The sequence below is a fragment of the Pseudoduganella sp. OTU4001 genome (genome assembly GCF_038440195.1).
Taxonomy (GTDB): domain Bacteria; phylum Pseudomonadota; class Gammaproteobacteria; order Burkholderiales; family Burkholderiaceae_D; genus Rugamonas.
Map to the genome: position 1 here is coordinate 15404 of NZ_JASATG010000004.1, position 25803 is coordinate 41206.

At 61.6% G+C, this 25803-nt stretch carries 31 protein-coding genes; 19 read left to right on the forward strand and 12 right to left on the reverse strand.

Features of this window, described 5'->3' with window-relative positions; genetic code table 11:
- From lptB to AAHE99_RS05030, 5 genes are all read left to right on the forward strand, one after another.
- Window positions 1-756, forward strand: a complete 756-nt coding sequence (gene lptB / locus AAHE99_RS05010; protein ID WP_342115058.1) for an LPS export ABC transporter ATP-binding protein — start codon at window positions 1-3, stop codon at window positions 754-756.
- A 9-nt stretch (window positions 757-765) separates the two neighbouring features.
- Entirely contained in the window at window positions 766-2259 is a 1494-nt protein-coding gene (locus AAHE99_RS05015) for an RNA polymerase factor sigma-54 (protein ID WP_342115060.1), read from the forward strand.
- 67 nt (window positions 2260-2326) lie between these two features.
- Complete coding sequence (hpf, locus tag AAHE99_RS05020) at window positions 2327-2686, forward strand: ribosome hibernation-promoting factor, HPF/YfiA family (protein ID WP_342115062.1); 360 nt, start codon at window positions 2327-2329, stop codon at window positions 2684-2686.
- A gap of 76 nt (window positions 2687-2762) precedes the next feature.
- Complete coding sequence (locus AAHE99_RS05025) at window positions 2763-3848, forward strand: enoyl-CoA hydratase/isomerase family protein (RefSeq protein ID WP_342115064.1); 1086 nt, start codon at window positions 2763-2765, stop codon at window positions 3846-3848.
- A complete protein-coding gene (locus AAHE99_RS05030; RefSeq protein ID WP_342115066.1) occupies window positions 3806-4306 on the forward strand; it encodes an Lrp/AsnC family transcriptional regulator in 501 nt (166 codons plus the stop codon). Before AAHE99_RS05025 ends, AAHE99_RS05030 begins: the two co-directional genes overlap by 43 nt.
- On the opposite strand, the gene AAHE99_RS05035 is transcribed toward AAHE99_RS05030, so the two are convergent.
- The 3 genes from AAHE99_RS05035 to AAHE99_RS05045 form a co-directional block, all read right to left on the reverse strand.
- Window positions 4303-4605: a DUF6232 family protein gene (locus AAHE99_RS05035; protein WP_342115471.1), complete on the reverse strand. Its 303-nt coding sequence runs from the start codon at window positions 4603-4605 to the stop codon at window positions 4303-4305. The genes AAHE99_RS05030 and AAHE99_RS05035 overlap by 4 nt on opposite strands.
- Before the next feature lie 55 nt (window positions 4606-4660).
- Complete coding sequence (locus AAHE99_RS05040) at window positions 4661-4954, reverse strand: hypothetical protein (RefSeq protein ID WP_342115068.1); 294 nt, start codon at window positions 4952-4954, stop codon at window positions 4661-4663.
- 282 nt (window positions 4955-5236) lie between these two features.
- Window positions 5237-5569: a hypothetical protein gene (locus AAHE99_RS05045; RefSeq protein WP_342115070.1), complete on the reverse strand. Its 333-nt coding sequence runs from the start codon at window positions 5567-5569 to the stop codon at window positions 5237-5239.
- 111 nt (window positions 5570-5680) lie between these two features.
- On the opposite strand from AAHE99_RS05045, the gene AAHE99_RS05050 reads away from it, so the two are divergent.
- The 3 genes from AAHE99_RS05050 to AAHE99_RS05060 all read left to right on the forward strand — a co-directional run bounded on the left by AAHE99_RS05050 (window position 5681) and on the right by AAHE99_RS05060 (window position 7109).
- A complete protein-coding gene (locus AAHE99_RS05050; protein WP_342115072.1) occupies window positions 5681-6055 on the forward strand; it encodes a VOC family protein in 375 nt (124 codons plus the stop codon).
- A gap of 77 nt (window positions 6056-6132) precedes the next feature.
- Window positions 6133-6627, forward strand: coding sequence for an arsinothricin resistance N-acetyltransferase ArsN1 family B (locus AAHE99_RS05055; RefSeq protein WP_342115074.1), 495 nt, complete (start codon window positions 6133-6135; stop codon window positions 6625-6627).
- 14 nt (window positions 6628-6641) lie between these two features.
- Window positions 6642-7109, forward strand: a complete 468-nt coding sequence (locus AAHE99_RS05060; protein ID WP_342115076.1) for a hypothetical protein — start codon at window positions 6642-6644, stop codon at window positions 7107-7109.
- Here AAHE99_RS05060 and rapZ read toward each other — a convergent pair.
- The 5 genes from rapZ to ilvA all read right to left on the reverse strand — a co-directional run bounded on the left by rapZ (window position 7069) and on the right by ilvA (window position 11956).
- Window positions 7069-7932, reverse strand: coding sequence for an RNase adapter RapZ (gene rapZ / locus AAHE99_RS05065; protein WP_342115078.1), 864 nt, complete (start codon window positions 7930-7932; stop codon window positions 7069-7071). The genes AAHE99_RS05060 and rapZ overlap by 41 nt on opposite strands.
- Before the next feature lie 16 nt (window positions 7933-7948).
- Complete coding sequence (gene hprK, locus AAHE99_RS05070) at window positions 7949-8884, reverse strand: HPr(Ser) kinase/phosphatase (protein ID WP_028101576.1); 936 nt, start codon at window positions 8882-8884, stop codon at window positions 7949-7951.
- A gap of 3 nt (window positions 8885-8887) precedes the next feature.
- Window positions 8888-9370 carry a PTS sugar transporter subunit IIA gene (locus tag AAHE99_RS05075; RefSeq protein ID WP_342115088.1) on the reverse strand — a complete coding sequence of 161 codons (483 nt, stop codon included), beginning with the start codon at window positions 9368-9370 and terminating at the stop codon, window positions 8888-8890.
- A gap of 95 nt (window positions 9371-9465) precedes the next feature.
- On the reverse strand, window positions 9466-10296 hold the full coding sequence (gene queF / locus AAHE99_RS05080) for an NADPH-dependent 7-cyano-7-deazaguanine reductase QueF (RefSeq protein ID WP_342115090.1): 831 nt from the start codon (window positions 10294-10296) through the stop codon (window positions 9466-9468).
- A gap of 127 nt (window positions 10297-10423) precedes the next feature.
- On the reverse strand, window positions 10424-11956 hold the full coding sequence (gene ilvA / locus AAHE99_RS05085; RefSeq protein ID WP_342115092.1) for a threonine ammonia-lyase, biosynthetic: 1533 nt from the start codon (window positions 11954-11956) through the stop codon (window positions 10424-10426).
- A gap of 148 nt (window positions 11957-12104) precedes the next feature.
- Between ilvA and AAHE99_RS05090 the strand changes: the two genes are divergently transcribed.
- Window positions 12105-12599 (forward strand): YqaA family protein, encoded by a 495-nt coding sequence (locus AAHE99_RS05090; protein WP_342115093.1) that lies wholly within the window; start codon window positions 12105-12107, stop codon window positions 12597-12599.
- Here AAHE99_RS05090 and AAHE99_RS05095 read toward each other — a convergent pair.
- Window positions 12596-12946: a hypothetical protein gene (locus tag AAHE99_RS05095; protein WP_342115094.1), complete on the reverse strand. Its 351-nt coding sequence runs from the start codon at window positions 12944-12946 to the stop codon at window positions 12596-12598. The genes AAHE99_RS05090 and AAHE99_RS05095 overlap by 4 nt on opposite strands.
- 197 nt (window positions 12947-13143) lie before the next feature.
- Here AAHE99_RS05095 and AAHE99_RS05100 point away from each other — a divergent pair, with 197 nt between their 5' ends.
- From AAHE99_RS05100 to AAHE99_RS05120, 5 genes are all read left to right on the forward strand, one after another.
- Complete coding sequence (locus AAHE99_RS05100) at window positions 13144-17151, forward strand: FAD/FMN-binding oxidoreductase (RefSeq protein WP_342115095.1); 4008 nt, start codon at window positions 13144-13146, stop codon at window positions 17149-17151.
- Window positions 17148-17582 carry an HIT family protein gene (locus AAHE99_RS05105; RefSeq protein ID WP_342115096.1) on the forward strand — a complete coding sequence of 145 codons (435 nt, stop codon included), beginning with the start codon at window positions 17148-17150 and terminating at the stop codon, window positions 17580-17582. The genes AAHE99_RS05100 and AAHE99_RS05105 overlap by 4 nt, the downstream gene beginning before the upstream one ends.
- Entirely contained in the window at window positions 17579-17998 is a 420-nt protein-coding gene (locus AAHE99_RS05110; RefSeq protein WP_342115098.1) for a DUF971 domain-containing protein, read from the forward strand. The genes AAHE99_RS05105 and AAHE99_RS05110 overlap by 4 nt, the downstream gene beginning before the upstream one ends.
- A 118-nt stretch (window positions 17999-18116) precedes the next feature.
- Window positions 18117-19637, forward strand: coding sequence for a peptide MFS transporter (locus tag AAHE99_RS05115; protein ID WP_342115102.1), 1521 nt, complete (start codon window positions 18117-18119; stop codon window positions 19635-19637).
- A gap of 67 nt (window positions 19638-19704) precedes the next feature.
- On the forward strand, window positions 19705-20064 hold the full coding sequence (locus AAHE99_RS05120) for a YciI family protein (protein WP_342115104.1): 360 nt from the start codon (window positions 19705-19707) through the stop codon (window positions 20062-20064).
- Here AAHE99_RS05120 and AAHE99_RS05125 read toward each other — a convergent pair.
- The 3 genes from AAHE99_RS05125 to AAHE99_RS05135 all read right to left on the reverse strand — a co-directional run bounded on the left by AAHE99_RS05125 (window position 20061) and on the right by AAHE99_RS05135 (window position 21041).
- Window positions 20061-20324: a hypothetical protein gene (locus tag AAHE99_RS05125; protein ID WP_342115106.1), complete on the reverse strand. Its 264-nt coding sequence runs from the start codon at window positions 20322-20324 to the stop codon at window positions 20061-20063. The two genes, AAHE99_RS05120 and AAHE99_RS05125, sit on opposite strands and share 4 nt — an antisense overlap.
- 59 nt (window positions 20325-20383) lie before the next feature.
- Window positions 20384-20713, reverse strand: coding sequence for a hypothetical protein (locus tag AAHE99_RS05130; RefSeq protein ID WP_342115108.1), 330 nt, complete (start codon window positions 20711-20713; stop codon window positions 20384-20386).
- 82 nt (window positions 20714-20795) lie between these two features.
- Window positions 20796-21041 (reverse strand): hypothetical protein, encoded by a 246-nt coding sequence (locus tag AAHE99_RS05135; protein ID WP_342115110.1) that lies wholly within the window; start codon window positions 21039-21041, stop codon window positions 20796-20798.
- Between the two features lie 134 nt (window positions 21042-21175).
- Here AAHE99_RS05135 and ubiE point away from each other — a divergent pair, with 134 nt between their 5' ends.
- The 5 genes from ubiE (at window position 21176) to AAHE99_RS05160 (ending at window position 25798) form a co-directional block, all read left to right on the forward strand.
- Complete coding sequence (gene ubiE, locus AAHE99_RS05140; RefSeq protein ID WP_342115112.1) at window positions 21176-21910, forward strand: bifunctional demethylmenaquinone methyltransferase/2-methoxy-6-polyprenyl-1,4-benzoquinol methylase UbiE; 735 nt, start codon at window positions 21176-21178, stop codon at window positions 21908-21910.
- Window positions 21911-21921: 11 nt separating this feature from the next.
- Window positions 21922-22887 (forward strand): Tim44 domain-containing protein, encoded by a 966-nt coding sequence (locus tag AAHE99_RS05145; protein ID WP_342115114.1) that lies wholly within the window; start codon window positions 21922-21924, stop codon window positions 22885-22887.
- Window positions 22888-22963: 76 nt separating this feature from the next.
- Window positions 22964-23572 carry a ubiquinone biosynthesis accessory factor UbiJ gene (locus AAHE99_RS05150; protein WP_342115116.1) on the forward strand — a complete coding sequence of 203 codons (609 nt, stop codon included), beginning with the start codon at window positions 22964-22966 and terminating at the stop codon, window positions 23570-23572.
- Window positions 23569-25128, forward strand: a complete 1560-nt coding sequence (ubiB, locus tag AAHE99_RS05155; protein WP_342115118.1) for a ubiquinone biosynthesis regulatory protein kinase UbiB — start codon at window positions 23569-23571, stop codon at window positions 25126-25128. Before AAHE99_RS05150 ends, ubiB begins: the two co-directional genes overlap by 4 nt.
- Window positions 25112-25798, forward strand: coding sequence for a methyltransferase domain-containing protein (locus AAHE99_RS05160; RefSeq protein ID WP_342115121.1), 687 nt, complete (start codon window positions 25112-25114; stop codon window positions 25796-25798). Before ubiB ends, AAHE99_RS05160 begins: the two co-directional genes overlap by 17 nt.
- Window positions 25799-25803 lie beyond the last annotated feature (5 nt).

Genomic DNA, 25803 nt, shown 5'->3' on the forward strand with positions numbered 1-25803 from the left:
ATGCAAGCAAATACCTGCGCCGACACCCTGGTGGTGCGCGGCCTTCAGAAATCCTACGGTAAACGCCAGGTTGTCCACGACGTATCGCTGCAAGTCGATTGCGGCGAAGTGGTGGGCCTGCTCGGCCCGAACGGCGCCGGCAAGACCACTTCCTTCTACATGATCGTGGGCCTGGTGGCATCCGACGCCGGCACCATCGATATCGGCGGCAGCGACGTCTCGAGCCTGCCGATCCACAAGCGCGCGCAACTGGGCCTGTCCTACCTGCCGCAGGAAGCTTCGGTATTCCGCAAGCTGACGGTGGAAGAAAATATCCGCGCCGTGCTGGAAATCCAGCAGGTGGACGGCAAGCCGCTGGCCAAGGCGGAAATCGACCAGCGCCTGGAAGCCCTGCTGGCAGACTTGCAGATTGAGAAGCTGCGCGAAAACCAGGCCCTGTCGCTGTCGGGCGGCGAGCGCCGCCGTGTGGAAATCGCACGCGCCCTGGCCACCAACCCGCGCTTCGTGCTGCTGGACGAGCCATTCGCCGGCGTCGACCCGATTGCCGTGATCGAAATCCAACGTATCGTACGTTTCCTGAAGGAGCGCAATATCGGTGTCCTGATCACCGACCATAATGTGCGTGAGACCCTCGGCATTTGCGACCGCGCCTACATCATCAACCAGGGCGCCGTGCTGGCTTCGGGCCGCCCAGATGACATCATCGCCAATGAATCCGTACGCCGGGTCTATCTCGGCGAACACTTCCGCATGTAAGCGAAAGCCATGAAACAAACACTGCAACTGCGAACCTCGCAACACCTGGCGCTGACGCCGCAGCTGCAACAATCCATCCGCCTGCTGCAGCTGTCCACGCTGGAGCTGCACCAGGAGCTGGAACAGCTGCTGAGCGATAACCCGATGCTGGAACGCCTCGACGATCCGCTCGACCACTCGGTACGCCTGCTGGCCGACGGCGCCATCAGCCAGGGCTCCGGCAACGACAGCGTCGCCACGCCCGAAGCTGCCCAGGCCACCGATGGCGGCGAAGCCGGCGCCAGCGCCGGCAGCGAAGGCGAAGGCTATGAAGGCGGCGAGGGCGAGGGCGCTGCCAACGGCAGCGACGATACCGACTGGAGCGCCAGCGCCGGCAGCAAATCCGCCGACGACGAAGACAGCCGCCCGCAGCTGGAAGCCTCCGGCTGCACCCTGCGCGAGCACCTGCTGGAACAGATGCGCGTGACCTTGCAGGAGCCGCGCGACCGCGCCCTGATGGAAATGATCATCGACGCGCTGGACGACAACGGCTACCTGGAAGAGCAGCTGGAAGAAATCCTGGAACGCCTGCCGCCCGAGCTGGAAATCGAGCTGGACGACCTGCGCTGCACCCTGGTGCTGCTGCAAAGCTTCGACCCGCCCGGCGTCGGCGCCCGCAACGCCTCCGAATGCCTGGCGCTGCAGATCAAGCGCATGCCCTGCGTGCCGCTGGTGACGCGCCGCATGGCCCTGACCATCGTCGAGAAGCACCTGGCCTGGTTCGCCCAGCGCGAATTCACCAAGTTGAAGAAAACGCTCGATTGCGACGACGAAGACCTGCGTGAAGCGCAAGCCGTGATCCGCCAATGCAACCCCCATCCGGGCGCCGAATTTGCGTCAGGCGAGTCAGACTATGTAGTGCCGGACGTGATCGTGAAGAAGGGCCGCGGCGGCTGGGTCGTCACGCTGAATAACGACGTGGTGCCGCGCCTGCGCGTGAATGCCCTGTATGCGAACCTGCTCAAGCAAGGCAAGAGCGAATCGCAGATGAATGGCCAGCTGCAAGAGGCCAAATGGCTGATCAAAAATATGCGCCAGCGCTTCGACACCATCCTGCGCGTGGCGGAAGCGATAGTAGAAAGACAAAAGAACTTTTTCAGCCACGGTGCGGTTGCCATGAGACCCCTTGTGTTGCGTGAAATAGCTGATACACTGGGACTACACGAGAGCACTATTTCCCGTGTTACAACTCAAAAATATATGCTCACCCCGCATGGCATGTTTGAGTTGAAATATTTCTTTGGCAGCCACGTCGCGACCGAAGCTGGGGGTGAAGCTTCATCGACTGCGATACGGGCGCTGATCGTGCAATTGACAGGAGCAGAAGACCCCAAGAATCCTTTATCCGACAGTAAGATTGCGGACATGCTGGGAGAACAAGGCATGGTAATTGCGCGACGGACTGTTGCCAAATATCGAGAAGCGTTGAAAATTCCTCCGGTAAGCCTCCGTAAATCTTTGTAGTGCATGGGTTCCTCTGTGCGCTTCGGCGCGCACGAACTCGAGAGCGACATCATCTTTAGGAGTGTGTATGAATCTCACCATCAGTGGACATCATGTCGAAGTGACCCCGGCTATTCGCGAGTACGTGCAAAACAAGCTGGAACGAGTCAAGCGCCATTTCGATCAAGTAATCGATATTGCTGTCATCCTGACTGTAGATAACCTCACCGAGAAAGAGAAACGCCAGAAAGCAGAAATCAACCTGCGCATGTCTGGCAAAACTGTTTACGTCGAAAGCCTGTCGCAGGACCTCTACGCCGCCATCGACACCCTGATTGATAAACTGGATCGCCAGGTCATGAAATACAAAGACCGTGTGCAGAACCACAATCACGCGGCCATCAAGCACTTCCCGGACACGTACGAAGCACCACCCTCCGCCATGTAAAGGACTGGCAGAGTAGGCACACCAAAGGGCGCATCTGGCGCCCTTTTTTGCGCCCAGTGTGCGTTAAAATATTTGCATGAGCGAACACGTCCAAACCCAAATCACCAACGGCACCGGCATCATCACGCTGGACCGCCCGAAAGCCCTCAATTCCCTGTCCCTCGACATGGTGCGCGCGATGACGCAGGCGCTGCTGGCCTGGCGCGAAGACGCCAGCGTCGCCGCCGTGGTGGTGCGCAGCACCAGCGAACGCGCCCTGTGCGCCGGCGGCGACATCCGCTTCTTCCACGACGTAGGCCGCGCCAGCACCCAAGGCGGCAGCGCACTGCTGGAAGACTTCTTCACCGAAGAATACGCACTGAACCACCTGATCCACTTCTACCCTAAGCCATATGTGGCCTTGATGGATGGCGTGGTGATGGGCGGCGGCATGGGCATCGCCCAGGGCGGCCCGGATTGCGGTGTCCGCATCGTCACCGGCCGCACCAAGATGGCCATGCCCGAAGTGAATATCGGCCTGTTCCCCGATGTCGGCGGCAGCCACTTCCTGTCGCACGCACCGGGCCAGCTCGGCATGTGGCTGGGCCTGACCGGCCTGACCGTCGGCGCCGCCGACGCGCTCTACCTCGACCTGGCCGACTACTTCGTGCCCGAGACCGAGCTGGCCGGCCTCGCCGCGCTGCTGGAAAGCACGCCGGGCAAATCGCTGCGCGACGCAATTGCCGTCTTCGCCGGTCCGCACAATGCCTATGCCGGCGACAGCGAACTGGAAAAGCAGCGCGCACTGATCGACCAGCACTTCGGCGCCGGCTCCGTGCCCGCCATCATGGACTCGCTGCGCGGCGACAGCAGCCCCTTCGCGCAGAAGTCCCTGAAAGCGATGGAGCTGCGTTCCCCGCTGATGATGTGCGTGACCCACGAGCTGTTGAAGCGCGGCGCCACGCTGGGCGTCGCCGACTGCCTGCGCATGGAGCGCAACCTGGTGCGCCGCAACTTCGAACACGGCGAGATTTTCGAAGGCGTACGCGCGCTGGTGATCGACAAGGACAACCAGCCGAAATGGAATCCCGCCACGCTGGCCGAAGTCACGCCCGAGATGGTGGAACGCTTCTTCGAACCATGCTGGCCAGCCTGGGCGCACCCGCTGCGCCACCTCGCATGAGGGAGCTGGACCGGATCGACCGCGGCATCCTCAACGTCCTGCAAGAAGATGCCAGCACGCCCCTGCGCGAGATCGCAGAGCGCGTGCACTCCTCGGTCGCCACGTGCCAGCGCCGCATCGAAAAGCTGCGCGCCGACGGCGTGCTGGTGAAAGCCGTCGCCCTGGTCGACCGCGTGCTTGCCGGCCGCCCGCTGACGGTGTTTGTCTCCGTTGAATTGGCGAAGCAGAACACCGATATCCTCAAGCAATTCGAACAGCGCATGCGGCTGCAGCCCGAAGTGATGTCCTGCTACGAAGTGGCCGGCGAATTCGACTTCCACCTGATCGTCACGGTGGAATCGATGGAAGAATACAGCGCCTTCACCCGCCGCGAATTCACCTCCCACCACAACGTCACCAACGTCAAGAGCCTGTTCGCCATGAACTGCTCCAAGTTCGAAACCAAGCTGACGCTTTAGCCTCGGTGGACGATGGCGTTATTCAAGGCTGTCACAACGCTCTGAAGGTACTCCTTTTGATAGGTTTTTAAAGCGCTAGTTTCACCGCCTGCGGTGTGCAGCATCACGTGGTAGGCAGTCTTTTGCATGGCCCACCAGGCGATACCAATTGCTGCAATAAACAGGCCAACATAGGCGCCATTCAGTACAGGAATTAAGCCGAGCGCGATCAGAACTGCAGGGCCGACTCGGCTAGGTTTCTGCTCCATTGGCTTCACCGAAGTGATGTTGTTCATTGCGAACGTTTGGCCATCTACGATAAGCGGGAATTTGTCTACTTAAACAATTTGCAATTTTGGTTATTTGATTGGTGTATTAATGGCGGCCCAGGGCGACAACCCAGACCAGCCAGACAATGGTGGTCGCCAGTATCGGGGCGAGCAGGGCTGACACACCGATCTGGACTGCGCGGCGTCCACGCGATAACTGTGCATTGCGGGTGAGCGAGAACTGGAGTGCTCCGCACAGGATGAATGGCCCCGCCAGAATGAAGGCATGCGCAGCGGGCGATGGCTCGCTGCCGTTCAATACCACCATCACCACTGCGAACCAGACGGTGGCGGCCAAGACTGCAATCGAAAACGACTTTAACGGGCTCAGATTCTGCATATTTAGTTATTCTCCGTCGATGAAGGGTTCCACCAGAAGGTGACTCTCTCCTCGCTCGCCGAAGGACCGATGGAGTAGTCGCCACGGCCATCAATAATACCGCTGATCCCTGCCCGCAACGCAGTAAGCCAATTAACGCCAATTGCTAATTCGGCCGCCTCATCACACAGCGTAAATTGCCATCGGTCAGGCTGGCTGCAAAGCGACACCCGCAGGGATGCCGGAGCGGCCCAGCGCGATGCTGCGCTGCCATTGACAGGTTGACGTGCATCGTGATTCGGCTCAGCCCTTTGGGCAGTCCACCGGGGGCAGGGGGCCGAACACGACTTCCGTATCGGCAGGGCCGGAGGTTTGGACGATGTAGACCACCTTGGCGGCGCTGTCGATAAACATCATGTGCGCGCGGCCGCCCGGCGCGATGCCAGGTGTCGAGAGCAGGATATGGCGGGTGTCCCGCAGATGCGCCGGCAGCTTCGCCACGGTCGGCCAATGCGCGCGTGCGCCGGACGGCGAGACGAAGCCGCGATAGTGCGCGGCTGTGCACTGCCAGACCGGATCGGCTTCGGCAGGTGGTACAGCGCCAAGCGCTGCGGCAAGGAGTAAGGAAATCGTCATGGCTCCATCATAAATCAAATGGGAAAATTTCCCGCCGCCCGTTGCGAATTCGGGAAATCGTTCCGTCCCGGATACTTATGATTAGCGCTCGCTGTTTGAAAGGAGAGCATCATGATCGACCACGTATCCATCGCCACCCGCGACCTGCCGCGCGCTGTGGAATTCTACAAAGCCTGCCTGGAGCCGCTGGGCTACAGCGTGCAGCATCAGGACGCAGGGCAGGCCATCTTCGGCGCTGACGGCCACTGGGCTTTTGCCATCTATCCGGCACAGGGCGATGCCCCGCTGATCGGCCAGCGCGGGCATATCGCCATCAAGTCGCCATCGCAGCTGGCGACGCACGCTTTCCACGCCAACGCCATGGCACAAGGCGCCACCTCGCTGCGCACGCCAGGCCTGCGCCCCGACGTCAACGAGCGCTATTTTGGGACGATGATCACCGATCCGGACCAGCATACGATCGAAGTGGTGCACTGGATGGACTAATTTGGTGCGGCGGGCCGGCCATACGCTGGCCCGCATCTTGCTGTACAGCTTGGGTCATCCACTTTACCCAAGCGCTCATGACCACCATACGCTCAGCCCACCCGGCCGATGCCGCCGCCATCGCGGCGATCTACAACTACTACGTCGCCACCACCACCATCACCTTCGAGGAATCCGAAGTCAGCGCGGAGGAGATGGCAAGCCGCGTCACCAAAGTGATTTCATCCAAGCTGCCCTGGCTGGTGCTGGAGGAGGACGGCAAAGTCCTCGGCTACGCCTACGCCAGCAAATGGAAGGAACGCTCGGCCTACCGCTTCTCCGTCGAAAGCTCGATCTACCTGCACCGCGACGTGCGCGGCAAAGGCTACGCACGCAAGCTGTACCAGCACCTGTTCAATTTGCTGCGCCAAAGCGGCGTGCACCTGGTGATCGGCGGCGTGGCACTGCCGAATGAGGCCAGTGTTGGCCTGCATGAGAAAATGGGCTTCCAGCCCGTCGGCGCATTCAAGGAGGTCGGCCGCAAGTTCGGCCGCTGGGTCGACGTAAGTTATTGGCAACTACGTTTGGAGTGATTAGACTGCAGGGCATGAAGAAAATGATGCCTGCGGCTCTTGCCGCGTTGCCGCTATTTGCTTTGGCTGAACCTGCGCTCGTCACCGCTCAGTATGATCAATGTCCGGAGGTCGCGGCGCTATACCAGCCGGCCACCGAGACGATCACGGTCAACCAGCCCGGCAAGGAGCCGCGCAAAGTTGAAGTGCCAAAGCTATATGACCGTGCCGCGCAGCCGCCGCTGCACCGTGCGGTGCTGGCGCTGGAGCTGCACACCGCACCGCTGGCGGGGCAGTTGCCGCCGCAGCAGGGCGTGTTCGAGGCAATGCAGCCGATAGCGATGCTGGACAACACCTGGCGCAGCGCCGTCATGCGCTGCGATCTCTCGGAAGTGTGGGTAGTGTCGCGCGGCGGTTTTGCGAACAGCACGCGCTGGTACGGGCCTTACAAGCTGGCGGAGCTTATGTCTGCTCGCGGTGACGCAGCACCACAGTTTCAGTAGGTGCGAAATGACGCGCCAGGCGTTCGGCCATGTAGACTGAGCGATGCTGGCCGCCGGTGCAGCCAACGGCCACGGTCAGGTAGGAGCGGTTGTCTTTCTTGAAGTGCGGCAGCCACTTGGCGACGAAGCCTTTGATGTCCTGGAACATCTCCTCCGCGCTTTCCTGCGCATCGAGAAAGGCGACCACCGGCGCATCGCGGCCATTTAAAGGACGCAGCGCCAGGTCATAGTAGGGATTCGGGATCGCGCGCACGTCGAACACAAAGTCGGCATCCAAAGGCACGCCGAGCTTGAACGCAAAGGATTCAAAAAATAGCGTCAGAGGCGCATTCTCGCTTTGCACCAGGTCCTTGATCCAGGCGCGCAGCTTGTTGGCGCTCATCTCCGACGTGTCGATCACGTGGCCCAGTTGCTGGATTGGCGACAGGCGTTCGCGTTCTTCGGCGATGCATTCGATCAGCGTGCGGCGCGCGGCAGGATTTTCGCCCGGCGCCACTTCGTGCGACAACGGGTGGCTGCGGCGGGTTTCGGAAAAGCGCGCCACCAGCGAGTGCGTGTTTGCTGTCAGGAAGATGATCTTGACCTGATGGCCGTCCTCGATCAGCTTGCGGAATTCGCCGGGCAGGCTGGCAAGATTGGAGGCGCTGCGCGCATCCACTGCCACCGCCAGCGCTTCCGTCCCCTCGGTGGCCAGGCGGTCTACCAGATCCGGCAGCAGTACCGGCGGCAGGTTGTCGACGCAATAGTAGCCCGTGTCTTCGAGCACATTCAGCGCAACGGATTTGCCGGAGCCGGAGATACCGGTGATGAGGACGATTCGCATGCGGCCGATAATACCATCAGTCACCGCTCATGGCTTGCCGCTGGCGTTCCATGAACTCTTGCAGGGTATCGATGCCTCGCAGCTGGAGGATGGTGTTGCGCACCGCAGCTTCCAGCAGAACCGCGATGTTGCGGCCGGCCGCCACCGGGATCACGACCTTGCGGATCGGCAGGCCCAGCACGTCTTCAGTCGGGAACTGGAACGGCAGGCGTTCCACTTCTTCTTCCAGCGCCGAGCGGCGCACCAGGTGCACGATCAGCTTCAGGCGCATCTTGCGGCGCACGGCGGTCTCGCCGAAGATCGCCTTGATGTCCAGCAGGCCCAGGCCGCGCACTTCCAGCAGGTTTTGCAGCAGCGGCGGGCAGCGGCCTTCAATCATGTTCGGCGCGATGCGCGCGAATTCCACCGCATCGTCAGCCACCAGGCCGTGCGAGCGCGAAATCAGTTCCAGGCCCAGCTCGGATTTGCCGAGGCCGGAGTCGCCGGTAATCAGCACACCCACGCCCAGCACGTCCATGAACACGCCGTGCATGATGATGCGTTGCGCCAGCTTCTTGGACAAATACACGCGCAGGAAGTCGATCACCTGCGCCGCAGGCAGCGGGGTCGAAAACAGCGGGATATTCTTTTCGTCGCAGATCGCCAGGATGTCCGGCGGCGTCTCAAGACCCTGCGCGATGATCAGCGCCGGCGGGCCGCCCGCGATCAGTTCACCGATCACATGGGCGCGCGTCAGCGACTTCAGGCGCTGGTAGTAATTGATTTCCTGGTGGCCGAACACCTGGATACGGCCAGGGTGGATGGTATTCAGGTGGCCGACCTGGTCGGCCGCGGATGCCACGTCGCCGGAGATCAGGCGCTCGCCGCCGGGGAAGCCGGCGAACCATCCCAGTTGCAGGGTTTCGCGATTGTCGTCGTACAGTCTCTGGATCGTCAGCGGCGTTTGCAGCATGGCTTAACTCGCCGCTTGCAGGCTAGGCTGCCAGTTGACGATGCGGCTGTAGACCGATTTCGGATCAGGATCTTCCGTCAGGGCGGTACGGACAGCGTCGTCCGAGAACATTTCCGCGATTTCGGACAGGATTTCGAGGTGCTGCTGCGTCACATGGTCAGGAATGAGCAGGAAGAACAGCAGGTTGACCGGTTTGCCGTCCGGCGATTCGAACGGAATCGGTTCGGCCAGGCGCACGAAGGCGGCCAATGGCGACTTCAGGCTCTTGGAACCCTTGATGCGCCCGTGCGGCACCGCGACGCCGTGGCCCAGGCCGGTAGAGCCCAGCCGCTCACGTGCGAACAGGTTGTCGGATACGGTGGATCGGGCAATGCCGCAATTGTTCTCAAATATGAGGCCGGCTTGCTCGAACGCGCGCTTTTTACTGGAGACTTCCAGATCGAGCTGGACGTTCTCTAGCGAAAGGATTTTGCTCAGGTTATTCATGACGCGACATTGATGTGCTTTGCGAGCGCATTATAGGCCTGTTTCTCAGCCGTGTAACTCGAAATTCATTTAATGTTTCTTCGCGGCAAAGAGTTTTACTGGCGGGCGTTGCGCAGGTTGGGCGGCCGCTGTGCACTACTAAAGTTGGTGCGCCATGGGTTGATATCAAGGCCGCCTCTACGGGTATATCGGGCATAAACCGTCAAATGTTGAGGTTTGCACTGGCGCAAGATGTCCGTAAAGATACGTTCGACGCACTGCTCGTGGAATTCGTTATGTTCGCGGAAGCCGATCAGGTACTTGAGCAGGCTTTCCTGGTCGATCTGCGGGCCGTAGTAGCTGATCTGCACGCTGCCCCAGTCGGGCTGGCCGGTCACCAGGCAATTCGACTTGAGCAGGTGGGAAACCAGGGTTTCCTCTACTGGCAGTTCGTCGAAGTTGGCTTTCAGGGTTTCTGGCTGCGGCGAATAGTTGTCGACATCGATATCCAGGCGGTCCAGCAACTGGCCTTCCAGCTCACCCATTTCCAGTTTGGCAAAGTCTTCCTGCATGGTCAGGGTGACGTGCACATTGGCGCCGGCGGCGGCGGACAAGTCTTGCTGCAGCAGGATTTTCAGCGCGTCGGGGCCGGCCAGTTTGGTCTGGTTGAAGGAATTAAGGTAAAGCTTGAAAGATTTCGATTCGATCAAGTTGGGCGAATCGGCCGGGATGCTGAAGCGGGCCACCGCCACTTGCGGCTTGCCGCGCATGTTCAGCCAGGACAGCTCGTAGCCGTTCCAGATATCCACCCCAAAGAAGGGCAGGGTGCCTTGCAGGCCTAATTCGTCGCGCTTGCCCTGGCGCGGGATCGGGAACAGCAGTTCCGGCGCGTAGTCGGTGCGGTAGGCGGAGGTTTTGCCGAGGGGGGAGTGTTCTGGGAGGTTCATGCCCGGGAGTTTACCTGAAACCGGTAAATCTGGGTCTCAAAGCTACTAGATCAAAGGCGCACAACCAACCCGTTGGCCGCTCCGCAGACAGGGTCTGACCCTTGGGTCAGACCCAGGTTTACCGGTTTTAGAGGAACAGCTTGTACACCGGATTCTGCGACTCATCCCAATAGCGGTAGCCCAAGGTCGCCAGGAACTGCGCAAACTTGTCCATATCCTGCTGCGGCACCTGCAAGCCAATCAGGATGCGCCCCACGTCGCCGCCTTGCGAGCGGTAATGGCACAGCGAGATATTCCACTCCGGCTCCATCGAATCCAGGAACCGCATCAGCGCGCCCGGACGCTCCGGGAACTCAAAACGGTACAGCAATTCATCCTTCGCCAGCTCGCTCTTGCCGCCCACCAGGTGGCGCAGGTGCGACTTGGCCAGTTCATCATGGGTCAAGTCGAGCGTCCGGAACTCGTGCTCCTCAAACCGCCGTGCAATGGCGGACGATTCGCTACGGTCTGCAATCTGCACGCCCACAAACACGTGGGCCTCTTCCTTATCGCTAATGCGGTAATTGAACTCGGTCACATTGCGCGCGCCCACCAGGCTGCAGAAGCGCTTGAAGCTGCCGCGCTGCTCCGGAATGGTCACCGCAAACACCGCCTCGCGCGCTTCGCCCAGCTCCGCACGCTCCGCCACAAAGCGCAGGCGGTCGAAGTTCATATTGGCGCCGCTGCACACGGTGACCAGGGTCTCGCCCTGCACCGGATACTTGCCCATCTCCGCGCGCTCCACATAGGCCTTGGCGCCGGCCACTGCCAGCGCGCCGGAAGGCTCCAGGATCGAACGCGTATCGGTGAACACATCCTTGATCGCCGCGCAGATTGCATCGGTATCGACCACGATCACTTCATCGACGAACTGCTTCGCCAGGCGGAAGGTTTCCTCGCCCACCAGACGCACCGCGGTGCCGTCCGCAAACAGGCCGACATCGGTCAGCGTAATGCGCTCACCCGCCTTCAGCGAGCGGCCCATGGCATCCGAATCCATGGTCTGCACGCCGATCACCTTGATATCAGGACGCAGCTGCTTCACATAAGCAGCAACGCCGGCAATCAGCCCGCCGCCGCCGATCGGCACGAAGATCGCGTGGATCGGGCCGGAATGCTGGCGCAGGATTTCCATGGCAATCGTGCCCTGGCCGGCGATCACTTCCGGATCGTCGAACGGATGCACGAAAGTCAGCTTCTGCTCTTTTTCAAGCTGCAGGGCGTGGTTATAGGCGTCGGTATAGGACTCGCCGTGCAGCACCACTTCCACGCTGGAGCCGCCGCGGCGGCGCACGGATTCCACTTTCAGCAGCGGGGTGGTGGCCGGCATCACGATCAGGGCGCGGCAACCAAGTTTGGCTGCCGACAGGGCAACGCCCTGCGCATGGTTGCCTGCGGAGGCGCAAATGACGCCGCGCTTCAATTGCGCGTCGCTCAGATTCGCCATCTTGTTGTAAGCGCCGCGTACCTTGAAGCTAAAGACGTCCTGCATGTCCTCGCGCTTGAAGTAAATCTGGTTGCCGATTCGCTGCGACAGAATCGGAGCCAGTTCCAGCGGGGTTTCATGGGCCACGTCATAGACGCGGGAGGTCAGGATTTTCTTCAGGTAGTCGATAGTCATAATTTGCAAAGGAATAAGAGTGGTGCAAAGACTGTCAACGGCGGGTAACCGAGGGTGGGTGCACGCCTACGCCGCGGGTATGCGGGTCGCAGGATGTCTAAAGTGCCTAACGTGCTTTGGGCTTGGTATGGATGATTATAATTGAGCCATGATTGAAAACGCTATCCGCTGGCTGCTGGACCTGATCGCGGCGCCCGAAGTGGGGCTCACCTCGGTCTTTATCATCAGTTTTGTCTCAGCCACGCTGGTGCCCTTGGGCTCGGAGCCGGCTGTTTTTGCCGTGTGCAAAGCCAACCCCGCCATGTTCTGGCCCGCCATTGGCGTCGCCACCGTGGGCAACACCTTGGGCGGCATTGTCGATTACTGGATCGGCTATTACGCCAAGAAAGCCTTCACCAAGGAACGTTCCAGCCGCTGGTTCGGCTGGCTGGCCCACTATGGGGCCAAGACCATGCTGCTTTCGTGGGTGCCGGGCATCGGCGATCCGCTCTGCACGCTGGGCGGCTGGCTGAAGCTGCCGTTCTGGCCATCCGTCATGTACATGGCGATCGGTAAGCTGGGGCGCTACCTGACCATGACGTCGCTGCTGCTGTTCGTGCCGGACGGCTTCTGGCGCTCGCTGGCCAATGCCCTGGGCGGCTAGCCCGCCTTGCCGAAACCGCCTTTGACGCGCGGGCAGAAGGCCGGGTCTTGCATGGCCGTCGGTAGCAGTTGCTCGCCGAGTTTGGCGCCGTTTTGCCAGGTCTGGTCGAGCTTGGCCGCCGGTATGCCGCGGGCTTCCAGGCAGGCGCGCAGCAGTTTGACGCTGCTGGTGAGCTCGCGCTCGATGGCGGATTGGGGGACGCCGCAGGCTTCGGCATAGCGCTGGGTGGTGCCGAAATTCGACAGCATGCCTAGCGACATATCGGTCGGCCCGCAGGCCGGGGCGGCTGGGGCGGCGCCGGCGCTGGCGCTCACGGCCAAGAGGAGGATGGTCAGAAGATTCCGCATAGCAGCAGTGTCGCAGAATTTCGGGCCTGAAGGGTGCTGCATGTGCAAATGAACGACGGTTTTGTGTGCCGTGAACAGAATATTGTTCCGCTAATTGACGTTAACGGAACCCCGTCGCCCTCTAAGGCTGTTTCCATCTTGTGCGCCGCAATAAGTTAGAATGTTCTGTCCTAGCGTCAGCCCCCCGTCCACGCATAATGAACGCACCAGCTCAAATCCAGGCATTGCTCGCAGAATCGCCCGATGGTCACGCCCCTACCCGCTTGCGGGAAATCCCCTATAACTACACTTCGTTCTCCGATCGCGAAATCGTGATCCGCCTGTTGGGCGAAGAGTCCTGGGCGTTGTTGGATGAACTGAGGGCTTCCCGCCAGACCGGCCGTTCCGCCCGCATGCTGTACGAGGTGCTGGGCGATATCTGGGTGGTGCGCCGCAACCCCTATCTGCAGGACGACCTGCTGGATAACCCGAAGCGCCGCCAGGCGCTGATCGACGCGCTGCACCACCGCCTGACGGAAGTGGATAAGCGCCGCACCACCGTCGATGCCGCCGATGCCGAATCGCAGAAGCGCAGCGGCAACGTGGAAAAGCTGCTGCGCGCAGCCAGCAAAGCGGTCGCCGACTTCGGCGAAGAATTCCGCCAGATGTACGACTTGCGCAAGCGCACCCAGAAAGTGCTGGGCAAGTACACCGAGAAGCACAATATCTGCTTCGACGGCATGAAGCGCATCTCCCACGTGACCGATGCCACCGACTGGCGCGTCGAGTATCCGTTCGTGGTGCTGACCCCGGACAGCGAAGACGAAATGGCCGGCCTGGTGAAAGGCTGTATCGAACTTGGCCTGACCATCATCCCGCGCGGCGGCGGCACCGGCTACACCGGCGGCGCGATCCCGCTGACGCCGCTGTCGGCCGTCATCAACACTGAAAAACTGCTCAAGCTGGGCGCGGTAGAAATGAAGGTGCTGCCGGGCCTGGACCGCGAATACGCGACCGTCCACTCGGAAGCGGGTGTCATCACCAATAAAGTCAGCGAAGCAGCCGAGAAGGCGGGCTTCGTGTTCGCGGTCGATCCGACTTCGGCCCACGCCTCCTGCATCGGCGGCAATATCGCCATGAATGCGGGCGGCAAGAAGGCCGTGCTGTGGGGGACCGCGCTGGACAACCTGGCTTCGTGGCGCATGGTGGACCCGAACGGCGACTGGCTGGAAGTCACGCGCCTGGACCACAACCTGTCCAAGATCCACGACACGCCGCTGGCGCGCTTCAAGCTGGAATGGACGCACCCGAACGCGCGCGGCGAATCCAAGGGCGAACCGTTCAAGACCGAGATCCTGGAAATCGAAGGCCGTAAATTCCGTAAGGAAGGCCTGGGCAAGGACGTTACCGACAAATTCCTGGCCGGCCTGCCGGGCGTGCAGAAAGAGGGCACCGATGGCCTGATCACCTCCGCGCGCTGGATCCTGCACAAGATGCCGAAATTCACGCGCACCGTCTGCCTGGAGTTCTTCGGCCAGGCGCGCGATGCGATCCCGTCGATCGTCGAGATCAAGGATTACCTCGATTCGCTGCCGGCCCAGGGCGAACAGTTCAAGACCCTGCGCCTGGCGGGTCTGGAGCATCTGGACGAGCGCTACCTGCGCGCGGTCGGCTATGCCACCAAGTCCAAGCGCGGCGTGCTGCCGAAGATGGCGCTGTTCGGCGACATCGTCGGTGATGATGAAGACGCGGTGGCGCTGGCGGCCTCCGAGGTGGTGCGCCTGGCGAACACCCGCGTCGGCGAAGGCTTCGTGGCCGTGAGCCCTGAAGCGCGCAAAAAATTCTGGCTGGACCGCGCCCGCACCGCGGCGATCGCGAAGCACACCAACGCCTTCAAAATCAATGAAGACGTGGTGATCCCGCTGAACCGCATGGGCGAGTACACCGACGGCATCGAGCGCATCAACATCGAGCTGTCGATCAAGAACAAGCTGCAGCTGGCGGAAGAGCTGCGCAGCTTCCTGGCTGCCGACCGGCTCCCGATCGGCAAGAGCGACGACGCGTCCGACGACAAGGTCGGCTACGACGAGATGCTGGGTGACCGCCAGGCGCAAGCGCTGGCGCTGGTGGACCAGGTGCATGCACGCTGGACCTTCATCCTGAACAACCTGGACCAGCCGCTGGCGGCCGCGCGCGAGGAGCTGTTGTCGCACGGCCTGGAGGCGTTGGCCCCGGCGCTGGAAGAACGCCTGCAACGCCAGCCGAACGCCACCCTGTTCGACGTGGCGCAAGACCGCACCGTACGTATCAGCTGGAAGCAGGAAATCCGCGCTGTGCTGCGCCATATCTTCAACGGCGGCGCCTACAAGCAGATCCTGGACGAAGCGCAGGCCATCCACAAGCGCGTGCTGCATGGCCGCGTTTTCGTGGCGCTGCACATGCACGCCGGCGACGGCAACGTGCACACCAACCTGCCGGTCAACTCGGATCATTACGAGATGCTGCAGGATGCGCACAAGGCCGTGGCGCGCATCATGAAGCTGGCGCGTTCGCTGAACGGCGTGATCTCGGGCGAACACGGCATCGGCATCACCAAGCTGGAATTCCTGACCGACGACGAGATCAGCGAGTTCCGCGATTACAAGAAACGCGTCGACCCTGAAGGCCGCTTCAACAAGGGCAAGCTGCTCAACCTGCCGGGCATGCACGCTACGCTGGAAAACGCCTACACGCCGTCATTCGGCCTGATGGGCCACGAATCGCTGATCATGCAGCAAAGCGATATCGGCGAAATCGCCAACAGCGTCAAGGACTGCCTGCGCTGCGGCAAGTGCAAGCCGGTGTGCTCGACCCACGTGCCGCGCGCCAACCTGCTGTACTCGCCGCGCGACAAGATCCTCGCCACTTCGGCCCTGATCGAAGCCTTCCTGTACGAAGAGCAGACCCGCCGCGGCATCTCGATCCGGCACTGGGAAGAATTCGAAGACGTCAGCGACCACTGCACCGTGTGCCACAAGTGCGCCACGCCATGCCCGGTCAATATCGACTTCGGCGACGTGTCGATGAACATGCGCAACCTGCTGCGCAAGATGGACAAGCGCTCGTTCAATCCGGGCAAGCGCGCGGCCATGTTCTTCCTGAACGCGTCCGACCCGGCGACTATCCAGGCCACGCGCCAGACCATGATCGGCTGGGGCTACAAGGCCCAGCGCCTGGGCCATGAAGTGTTCAAGGCCGTGGCGCGCAAGCAGACCAAGGCGCCGCCGCCATCGGTGGGCAAGCCGGCCGTGCGCGAGCAGGTGATCCACTTCGTGAACAAGAAGATGCCGGGCAACCTGCCGAAGAAGACCGCGCGTGCGCTGCTGGACATCGAAGACAACAAGATGATCCCGATCATCCGCGATCCGAAGAAGACCAACGCCAATAGCGAGGCGGTGTTCTACTTCCCGGGCTGCGGTTCGGAGCGCCTGTTCTCGCAGGTGGGCCTGGCGACGCAGGCCATGCTGTGGGATGTGGGCGTGCAGACCGTGCTGCCACCGGGCTACCTGTGCTGCGGCTATCCGCAGCGCGGTTCGGGCGACTACGACAAGGCGGAGAAGATGATGACGGATAACCGCGTCCTCTTCCACCGCATGGCGAATACGCTGAACTACCTGGATATCAAGACCGTGGTGGTGTCTTGCGGCACCTGCTACGACCAGCTGGCGACCTATGAGTTCGAGAAGATCTTCCCGGGCTGCCGCATCATGGATATCCACGAGTACTTGCTGGAGAAGGGCGTCAAGCTGGAGGGCGTAACCGGTACCCGTTACATGTACCACGACCCTTGCCACACGCCGATGAAGCAGCAGGACCCGCTGAAGACGGTGAATGCGCTGGTCTCCACCGTGGATAACGTGAAGATCGAGAAGAACGACCGCTGCTGCGGCGAGTCGGGCACCTTCGCTGCCGCGCGTCCGGATATTTCGACCCAGGTGCGCTTCCGCAAGGAGCAGGAGATGGTCGCGGGCGCGGATAAGCTGCGCGCAGACGGCTTCAAGGGCGACGTCAAGATCCTGACGTCCTGCCCGTCCTGCATGCAGGGCCTGAGCCGCTACAACGACGATTCCGGCACCACGGCCGATTACATCGTGGTCGAGATCGCGCGCCACAAGCTGGGCGAGAACTGGCTGGTGGATTACGTGGCGCGCGCCAATGACGGCGGTATCGAAAGGGTGCTGGTATGACGGCGAACTGCGACCTGTGCAAACTGCTGGCCGCGCCGCCTGCCGAAGTGCTGGTGTGGCGCGATGAGCGCCTGGCGGTGGTCGCCGTCGACGAGCCGGGCTATCCCGGTTTCACCCGCGTCGTCTGGCACGACCATGTGCGCGAGATGACCGACCTGTCGCCGGCGGAGCGCGACCACGTCATGCAGACCGTCTGGGCGGTCGAGCAGGCGCAGCGTGCGACCATGTCGCCGCACAAGATCAACGTCGCCAGCTTCGGCAATATGACGCCCCACGTGCACTGGCACGTGATCCCGCGCTACACTGACGACGCGCACTTCCCGAACCCGACCTGGGGCGCGAAACAGCGCGAGCACGACGAGGCGGCCATCGCAGCGCGTGCGGCATTGCTGCCGGCTCTGCGCGCGGCCATCATCGAGAACCTGAAATGAAGAACCCAACCGGCCTGACCGTCCACAGCAAATCGCGCTACCTCGAAATCGCCTTCGACGATGGGGCGAGTTTCGACATTCCCTTCGAGTTGCTGCGCGTGTATTCGCCATCGGCGGAAGTGAAAGGCCACGGCCCAGGCCAGGAAGTGCTGCAAGTCGGCAAGCGCGACGTCGCCATGACGAATCTCGAGCCGGTCGGCAACTACGCCGTCAAACCGACTTTTGACGATGGCCACAATTCCGGCCTCTACACCTGGGATTACCTGTACGACCTGGGCGCCCGCCAGGAGCACCACTGGGCCGACTACCTGAAGCGCCTGGAAGCCGCCGGTTTCCCTGGCGACTCCGGCCGCGAACCTGGCACCGTCCTGCCCGGCGGCCCTGCCAAAGCAGGCGGCTGCGGCCACCACCACTAATCTCCATCCCGGCCCGGCTGTGCGCCGAATGCCGGGAAACCCGGTCAAAAAGGCATAAGCCGTCCATTCGACGCGGCCTTTTCCTGATAATGGTTAAAAAACAACCATCAGGAGACCTATGACCACCACTGCGCCGCGCGTCGATCACGCGATGCTTTCCGCCGAGCCGGACTACCCGACGCTATGGGGCCATCCGCGCCCGTTATGGATGCTCTTCATGGCGGAATTCTGGGAACGCTTTGCGTTCTATGGCATCCGCTGGGCGCTCACGCTATACATCGTGGCGGAATTCTTCCAGGGCGCCGCCAGCGGCCAGGCCGCAGCTTCGAAGACCTATGGCGCCTACCTCGCGCTGGTGTACGCCAGCGCCATCTTTGGCGGCTACGTCGCCGACCGCCTGATCGGCTACCAGCGCTCGATCCTGGCGGGAGCGTTGATCATGAGCGCCGGCCTGTTCATGATCATGCTGCCCAGCCAGCCGCTGTTCCTGGCGGGGCTGGCCACGGTCATTGTCGGCAATGGCCTGTTCAAGCCGAATATCTCTACCCTGGTCGGCAAGATCTACCCGGCCGGTGATCCACGCCGCGACCGGGGCTTCAGCATCTTCTACATGGGGATCAACCTGGGCGGCATGGTTTCGCCGCTGGTCACACACTGGCTGGCCAGTCTTGCCACCGGCACTTCGCCGCTGCTCAATTACCGGATGGTGTTTGCCGCCGCCGGTGTCGGCATGCTGCTCAGCTTTTTGTGGTTCCAGCTGGGGCGTCGCCAGTTGCAGGGGCTGGGCAGCTTGCCGCCGGCGCCGGGCAACGGCCGCAAGACCGCGCTGGTGGTGGCAGGTGCGCTGGCCGCCATCCTGCCGGTCTACCTGTTGCTCGAGTATGTGCCTGCCGCCACCCTGGCCTGGGTGCTGCTGGCCTTGTTCTGCGGGCTGGCGGTCAACCTGTACCTGGCCGCGGCGAAGCACGGCAGCGTGGCGCGCCAGCGTGTCATCGCCATGCTGCTGATGTTTGCCTTTAACGTTATTTTCTTCATGTTCTTCGAGCAGGCCGGCAGTTCGTTCAACTTCCTGGCCCAGAATATCGTCGACCGGCAGGTGTTCGATGGCTTTGAGCTGCGCGTGGCGTGGTTCCAGTCGCTGAATTCCGGTGTGATCGTATTGTTCGCACCCCTGGTCACCATGGTGTGGGCGGCGCTGGCGGCGCGCCAGTGGGAGCCGTCGATCCCGCGCAAGTTTGCCCTTGGTTTACTGGGCAATGCGCTGGGCTTTGCGGTGCTGATGTTCGCGTTGACCCGGCTGGTGGATAGCCGTGGCCTGATCCCGTTCTGGACCCTGATCGCCTGCTATGCGCTGCAAACCATCGGCGAGTTGTGCCTGTCGCCGATTGGGCTGTCGATGGTCAGCAAGCTGGTGCCCAGCGAGAAGGCGGGCCTGGCGTTTGGCGGCTGGTTCCTCAGCACCGCCATCGGCAATAATTTCTCCGGCCTGCTGGCCAGCGATATCAGCGGCGAAACCGGTATGACGATCCAGTCGGCGCTGGGTGGCTTTACCTTCAGTTTCTGGCTGCTGGCGGGGGCGGCGGTGTTGCTCTTTATTTGCGCACCGAGGATCAGCAAATTGATGCACGGTGTCAAATAAGCGATTGTCGAACTGCTTGATGCCGGGCCGTCGTAGGATTGCACCAACCACTTTATAGGAGGAAATCGTGCAATTCTTGATCCTGATCTACGCCGAAGAGAAGGTCTACGACGACATGCCGGCTGACCAGCTGGCCGAGGTGATGGCGGCTTACCGCCAGCTGGAGGACGATATGCAGCAAGCCGGCGTGCTGCTCTCAGGCGCCGAGCTGGCGCCCGTCCGCACCGCGCGCACCGTCCGCATCCGCCGCAACCAGCCGCACTTTACGGACGGGCCGTTTGCGGAAACCAAGGAAGCCCTTGGCGGCTACTTCCTGATTGACTGCGCCTCGATGGACGAGGCTTTGAAATGGGCCGCCCGCTGCCCAAGCGCCCACGACGGCTCCATCGAAGTCCGCCCGCTGATGGCACCGCCACCCGAGGCTTAATCCTTATCCAACTCCGGGTGACTGCGCATAAAGTCCTCATACTCCCGCACCATTTGCAAAAAGCCATACTTGTACATGGCACGATTTTGGGCCGGGAGGGTGCGCAGGAACTCGGGCCTAAAGAATTCAACATCTGGCACATCGTTTGGGTCGGGGGGATGAAGGCGCTCCATGCGTGCAAACGCGGCATCCAGTTCCGCCTTGGTTTTATCGTCCAGCTCGGGAAACTCAATGTCATCGGGAAGTCGGTAATGTTTCATAGCTCAGCTCCAGTAATTGCAGTGGGGTGATGAACTCAATTGGAGAAAGCCTTGTCTCTTCAAGCATCATGCGCAACATGGGCAAGCGGATGGCACTTGGAACTTAGACCGCCACCTAGCAGCAAAAGTTTCGACTTCCGATAGAATTTTTTCGAGTAGGGCAGGATGTGAAGGCGTTCCGCCACGGTGAGACGGGCCGAAGCAAGTTGTGCGGGGCCGGACTGGATCTGGCGCAGCGCGGTTTCAGAGGTGCAAAGGTTCAGCGTGTGCGGCAGGCTGCGGAACCAGCGGCGGGTGAGGGACTGGCAGGTGCGCGCATAAGCGCTGCGGGCTGGCGGGTCGGCCAGGGCGCAGAGGGTCGAGGTGTCGAGGTAAATTGTGCAGGGCATGGAGCCAGCCTATGCTGACTCCAACTGCCTGCTTTGGGAAATATCAAGAGACGGGCAGCGAGTTGCCGCCCGGAAATGATGCTTAGTTCATCAGCTTGCGGCGCTGGAATTCCTCGTAGCGTTGCTGCTCGCGTTCCCAGATGTAGCGGAATGCGGCGCGGGCTTCCGGGGTCAGGCGGCGGATTGCCTCAACGTTGAAGGTCATTGGGTGCGGCTCGGCGGACGCCAGGGCGCGCGATTGGGCGCGGGTGGCATCGATGAACTGCTTGGTGGCTTCGTCGATATCCGGGAAAAAAATGTCCGCGGGCAATTTTTGCTGAAGCTCCATCTGAAATCTCCTAAAGACTGACAAATCGTCTGAGCCATAAAACGACTCGTTGAGCATTCTGGTTGACAAGTCTTTTCAAAATCTGTGCGACAGCCCACAAATGTATAATGCGGCAATTACAAGGCACCCTCGCTATGACCAACACCACCCACTTCGGTTATAAAACTGTCAACGAAGACGAAAAAGTCAAGGAAGTCGCCAAGGTCTTCCATTCCGTTGCCGCAAAATACGACATCATGAACGACCTGCTGTCCGGCGGCCTGCACCGCATCTGGAAGGCGTTCACCATTGCCAACGCAGCTGTGCGGCCGGGCATGAAAGTGCTGGATATCGCCGGCGGCACCGGCGACCTGGCCAAGGCCTTCGCCAAGGCGGCCGGCCCGAGCGGGGAAGTGTGGCTGACCGATATCAACGAGTCGATGCTGCGCGTCGGCCGCGACCGCCTCTTGAATAAGGGCCTGGTCACCCCCACCTTGATCTGTGATGCGGAAAAGTTGCCGTTCCCGGATAACTACTTTGACCGTGTCAGCGTGGCGTTCGGCCTGCGCAACATGACGCACAAGGATGTTGCACTTTCTGAAATGCGTCGTGTGCTGAAGCCGGGCGGCAAACTGCTGGTGCTGGAATTCTCGAAAGTGGATTCGCTCTTGCAGAAACCATATGATTTTTATTCCTTCACGGTGCTGCCGTGGATGGGCCAGAAGGTGGCCAACGATTCGGAGAGCTACCGCTACCTGGCCGAATCCATCCGCATGCATCCGGACCAGGAAACGCTTAAGACCATGATGCAGGCTGCGGGTCTGGAGCGCGTGCAGTACTACAACCTGACGGCAGGTGTGGCCGCTTTACACACTGGCATCAAAATGTGAGACATCTAAAGATGAATATGAAGAAATTCCTGGTTGGCGCAATGATTGCGCTGTCCGCTGTGAGCATGATGAGCGAATTGTCGGCACGTCCAATGGGCGGCGGCAAGTCTTTCGGCCGCCAGTCGCAGAACGTGAACAGCATGCCGCGTCAGGCTGCTCCTGCGCCGGCACCGGCTGCTCCTGCCGCTGCGCCGACCGCAGCCCGTCCGGGCGCGGCGGCGCCAGCACCGGCTCCGGTGCAGAAACCGAGCATGTGGAAGGGTCTGCTCGGCGGCGCGCTGCTGGGCCTGGGCCTGGGCGCACTGCTGTCGCACTTCGGCCTGGGCGGCGCGATGGCGTCGATGATCAGCACCATCCTGATGGTGGCCCTGATCGGTGGCGTGATCTTCTTTATCGTTTCCATGATCCGTCGTAAGTCGAAGCCAGCCATGCAGCCGGCGGCGGCATTCAGCGGCAATGGCTATAACGGTGGCTACAACCAGGGCGCTTCGACTCCGGAAATCGGTTCGGGCCTGGGCCAGCAGCAGCCGGCGGCGTTCCAGCCAGTGCAGCCGGTCGCTGCGCCAGTAGCGCCTGCCGCTGCGGCGCACACCCCATGGGGCGTGCCGGCTGATTTCGACACCGCTGGCTTCCTGCGCGCAGCCAAGTCCAATTACATCCGCCTGCAAGCGGCTTGGGACAAGGCTGACGTGGAAGATATCCGTACCTTCACCACCCCGGAAGTGTTCGCTGAACTGCGCATGCAGATCCAGGAGCGCGGCGCGCAAGCCGAGTACACCGATGTGGTGACCATCGACGCCGAACTGCTGGGCATTGAGAACGATGGCAAGGAATACCTGGCCAGCGTGAAGTTCTGGGGCACCATGAAGCCGGCGGCCGATGCCCTGGCGGAACCGTTCCAGGAAGTGTGGAACCTGGTCAAACCAGTCAACGGCAGCTCCGGCTGGATGCTGGCAGGTATCCAGCAGCTCGCCTGATTTTGCGCAGTAACTGGTAAGATCGAGACCGCCCTGGCTTTCCGGGGCGGTTTTGTTTTATTTGGACCCACGAGATATGTTTCCATTCCCGCCAAAGCTGCCCGGCCTTAGTATGCCGGCAGCCGCCACCGTCAACCACCTGCTGGCGCAGGAAGCCTGGGCGCGCACGGAGCTCAAGCTGCATGCCGGCAAGGTCGCCGTGATCGACGCCAGCCCGGCCGTGCTGCGCCTGCGTGTGGCGCCGGATGGCATGGTGGAGGCGTCGGCCAGCGACGCGCCAGCAGCGGTAACGATCCGCCTGAAGCTGAGCGACCTGCCGCTGATCGCGCAAAACCGCGAGCGCGCCTTCTCCTACGTCCAGATCGAAGGCGACGCCGAATTCGCCAATGCCATTTCACGCCTGTCGCAATCGCTGCGCTGGGAAGCCGAGTACGACCTGGAAAAACTGGTCGGCCCGATCGCCGCCGTGCGCCTGGTGCAAGGCGCCAAAGCAGTGGTGCAGGGCGCGCGCAACAGCCAGCGTAAAGTGGCCGAGAATGTCGCGGAATACTTCCTCGACGAGAACCCGCTGTTGATCCGCCCGGTGGTGGCGGAAAGCTTTGCGGCCGATGTGACCCGCTTCCGCGACGACGTGGAACGCGCCAGCAAGCGGCTGGAAAAACTCGAACAAAAACTCAATAAATGATTCGCAAATTCCTCCGCCTGTTCAAGATCACCCGCGTCGCCATCCGTTATGGCTTGGACGAAATCGCCATGTCGCCGTTCGACAAGCCGCGGATCAGCAAATTCCTGGATACCGTTTTCTTCTGGCGCGAGCTGTCCACGCCGCGCGCGGTGCGCCTGCGCCTGGCGCTGGAGGAATTGGGGCCGATCTTCGTGAAGTTCGGCCAGGTGCTGTCGACCCGCAGCGACCTGTTCCCGCTGGATATCGTGACCGAGCTGTCCAAGCTGCAGGACCGCGTGCCGCCGTTCGATTCCGACCTGGCCATCGCCATGATCGAGGAGTCGCTGGGCGCGCACCCGGATGAATTGTTCGCGCGCTTCGAGCGCGTGCCGGTGGCGTCGGCCTCCATCGCCCAGGTGCACTTCGCGGCGCTGAAGGATGGTACCCAGGTGGCGGTCAAAGTGCTGCGCCCGGGCATGAAGAAGCTGATCGACGAGGACGTGGCGCTGATGCATATCGCGGCCAACGTCATCAACCGCCTGTGGGCGGATTCCAAGCGCCTCAAGATCCAGGAGGTGGTGCAGGAGTTCGACAAGTACCTGCACGATGAGCTGGACCTGATGCGCGAGGCGGCCAACGCCAGCCAGCTGCGCCGCAACTTCGCGGAATCGCGCCTGCTGCTGGTGCCGGAGATGTATTGGGACTACTGCTCCAGCAATGTGATCGTGATGGAGCGCATGCATGGCATTCCGGTGTCGCAGATCGACCGCCTGATCGAGGCGGGCGTGGATCTGAAAAAGCTGTCGTCGGATGGCGTGGAGATCTTCTTCACGCAGGTGTTCCGCGACGGCTTCTTCCATGCGGATATGCATCCGGGGAATATCCTGGTGTCGATCGAGCCGGAGACTTTCGGGCGCTATATCGCGCTGGACTTCGGCATCGTCGGCACGCTGAACGATTACGACAAGGATTACCTGTCGCAGAACTTCCTGGCCTTCTTCCGCCGCGACTACAAGCGCGTGGCGGAGGCGCATATCGAGTCGGGCTGGGCGCCGAAAGAGACCCGCGTGGACGAGCTGGAGGCGGCGGTGCGCGCTTGCTGTGAGCCGATCTTCGACCGTCCGCTGAAGGACATTTCGTTCGGCCAGGTGCTGCTGCGCTTGTTCCAGACTTCGCGCCGCTTTAACGTGGAAGTGCAGCCGCAGCTGGTGCTGTTGCAAAAGACGCTGCTGAATATTGAGGGCCTGGGGCGGCAGCTGGACCCGGACCTGGACTTGTGGAAGACGGCCAAGCCTTACCTGGAGCGCTGGATGGCGGAGCAGGTGGGCTGGCGTGGGCTGATCGAGCGCCTCAAAGCCGAGGCGCCACGCTATTCGCATATCTTCCCGCAGCTGCCTCGTTTGGCGCACCAGGCGCTGACCGTGGCGGCGGATCGCGATGTGGAAACCAAGGCCCTGCTGGCGCTGCTGGTGGCGGAGCAGCGGCATACCAATCGCTTGATGTCGTTCTTTGTGTTCTTTGTCGGGGCGTTTGTGGTGGGCGCACTGGCGTATCAGGTTTATGCCCGAGTTCTCTAACCGCGATCCCCGCACGCCGGGGTTTTGGGATGAGCGCTTTGATGGCGAGTTCACGCCTTGGGATCGGGGTGGGGTGCCGGCGCAGCTGGCAGGCTGGCTTCAACCCGGTAAACCAGGGTACGCCCCAAGCCGGTTGGGCCGTCCCGTCGGACCCGGGTCGGCGGCAGGCGCGGGTGCGGGTCAGGCCCTTGGGCCTGACCCTGGTTTACCGGTTCTAATTCCAGGCTGCGGCTCCGCCTGGGAACTGCAAGCCTTTTGCGAAGCTGGCTACAACGCCACCGCCATCGACTTCTCCCCCTCCGCCGTTGTTGCGGCGCAACAGAGTGTCGGCAAATGGCGCGCACACGTGGTGGAAGCCGATTTCTTCACCTTCGACGCCGCGCCCGGCCTGATCTACGAACGCGCCTTCCTATGCGCCATGCCGCGCGATATGTGGCCGCGCGTGGTCCAGCGCTGGGCCGCGCTGTTGCCGGAAGACGGCCTCCTGCTAGGCTACTTCTTCTTCGACGACAATCCCAAGGGGCCGCCATTCGGCGCCGACCGGCAGCAGCTGGCGCAGTTAATGAGTGCTTACTTCAGTCTTGAGTGGGACGAGCCGGTGCCCGACTCCATCCCCGTATTCCAGGGCAAGGAGCGCTGGATGGCCTGGCGCCGGAAAAAAGGCTTATAATTCAG

Coding starts and splice junctions, on each gene's coding strand:
- lptB (WP_342115058.1), top strand. CDS start 1: ATGCAAGCAAATACCTGCGCCGACACCCTGGTGGTGCGCGGCCTTCAG.
- AAHE99_RS05015 (WP_342115060.1), top strand. CDS start 766: ATGAAACAAACACTGCAACTGCGAACCTCGCAACACCTGGCGCTGACG.
- hpf (WP_342115062.1), top strand. CDS start 2,327: ATGAATCTCACCATCAGTGGACATCATGTCGAAGTGACCCCGGCTATT.
- AAHE99_RS05025 (WP_342115064.1), top strand. CDS start 2,763: ATGAGCGAACACGTCCAAACCCAAATCACCAACGGCACCGGCATCATC.
- AAHE99_RS05030 (WP_342115066.1), top strand. CDS start 3,806: ATGCTGGCCAGCCTGGGCGCACCCGCTGCGCCACCTCGCATGAGGGAG.
- AAHE99_RS05040 (WP_342115068.1), bottom strand. CDS start 4,954: ATGCAGAATCTGAGCCCGTTAAAGTCGTTTTCGATTGCAGTCTTGGCC.
- AAHE99_RS05045 (WP_342115070.1), bottom strand. CDS start 5,569: ATGACGATTTCCTTACTCCTTGCCGCAGCGCTTGGCGCTGTACCACCT.
- AAHE99_RS05050 (WP_342115072.1), top strand. CDS start 5,681: ATGATCGACCACGTATCCATCGCCACCCGCGACCTGCCGCGCGCTGTG.
- AAHE99_RS05055 (WP_342115074.1), top strand. CDS start 6,133: ATGACCACCATACGCTCAGCCCACCCGGCCGATGCCGCCGCCATCGCG.
- AAHE99_RS05060 (WP_342115076.1), top strand. CDS start 6,642: ATGAAGAAAATGATGCCTGCGGCTCTTGCCGCGTTGCCGCTATTTGCT.
- rapZ (WP_342115078.1), bottom strand. CDS start 7,932: ATGCGAATCGTCCTCATCACCGGTATCTCCGGCTCCGGCAAATCCGTT.
- hprK (WP_028101576.1), bottom strand. CDS start 8,884: ATGCTGCAAACGCCGCTGACGATCCAGAGACTGTACGACGACAATCGC.
- AAHE99_RS05075 (WP_342115088.1), bottom strand. CDS start 9,370: ATGAATAACCTGAGCAAAATCCTTTCGCTAGAGAACGTCCAGCTCGAT.
- queF (WP_342115090.1), bottom strand. CDS start 10,296: ATGAACCTCCCAGAACACTCCCCCCTCGGCAAAACCTCCGCCTACCGC.
- ilvA (WP_342115092.1), bottom strand. CDS start 11,956: ATGACTATCGACTACCTGAAGAAAATCCTGACCTCCCGCGTCTATGAC.
- AAHE99_RS05090 (WP_342115093.1), top strand. CDS start 12,105: ATGATTGAAAACGCTATCCGCTGGCTGCTGGACCTGATCGCGGCGCCC.
- AAHE99_RS05095 (WP_342115094.1), bottom strand. CDS start 12,946: ATGCGGAATCTTCTGACCATCCTCCTCTTGGCCGTGAGCGCCAGCGCC.
- AAHE99_RS05100 (WP_342115095.1), top strand. CDS start 13,144: ATGAACGCACCAGCTCAAATCCAGGCATTGCTCGCAGAATCGCCCGAT.
- AAHE99_RS05105 (WP_342115096.1), top strand. CDS start 17,148: ATGACGGCGAACTGCGACCTGTGCAAACTGCTGGCCGCGCCGCCTGCC.
- AAHE99_RS05110 (WP_342115098.1), top strand. CDS start 17,579: ATGAAGAACCCAACCGGCCTGACCGTCCACAGCAAATCGCGCTACCTC.
- AAHE99_RS05115 (WP_342115102.1), top strand. CDS start 18,117: ATGACCACCACTGCGCCGCGCGTCGATCACGCGATGCTTTCCGCCGAG.
- AAHE99_RS05125 (WP_342115106.1), bottom strand. CDS start 20,324: ATGAAACATTACCGACTTCCCGATGACATTGAGTTTCCCGAGCTGGAC.
- AAHE99_RS05130 (WP_342115108.1), bottom strand. CDS start 20,713: ATGCCCTGCACAATTTACCTCGACACCTCGACCCTCTGCGCCCTGGCC.
- AAHE99_RS05135 (WP_342115110.1), bottom strand. CDS start 21,041: ATGGAGCTTCAGCAAAAATTGCCCGCGGACATTTTTTTCCCGGATATC.
- ubiE (WP_342115112.1), top strand. CDS start 21,176: ATGACCAACACCACCCACTTCGGTTATAAAACTGTCAACGAAGACGAA.
- AAHE99_RS05145 (WP_342115114.1), top strand. CDS start 21,922: ATGAATATGAAGAAATTCCTGGTTGGCGCAATGATTGCGCTGTCCGCT.
- AAHE99_RS05150 (WP_342115116.1), top strand. CDS start 22,964: ATGTTTCCATTCCCGCCAAAGCTGCCCGGCCTTAGTATGCCGGCAGCC.
- ubiB (WP_342115118.1), top strand. CDS start 23,569: ATGATTCGCAAATTCCTCCGCCTGTTCAAGATCACCCGCGTCGCCATC.
- AAHE99_RS05160 (WP_342115121.1), top strand. CDS start 25,112: ATGCCCGAGTTCTCTAACCGCGATCCCCGCACGCCGGGGTTTTGGGAT.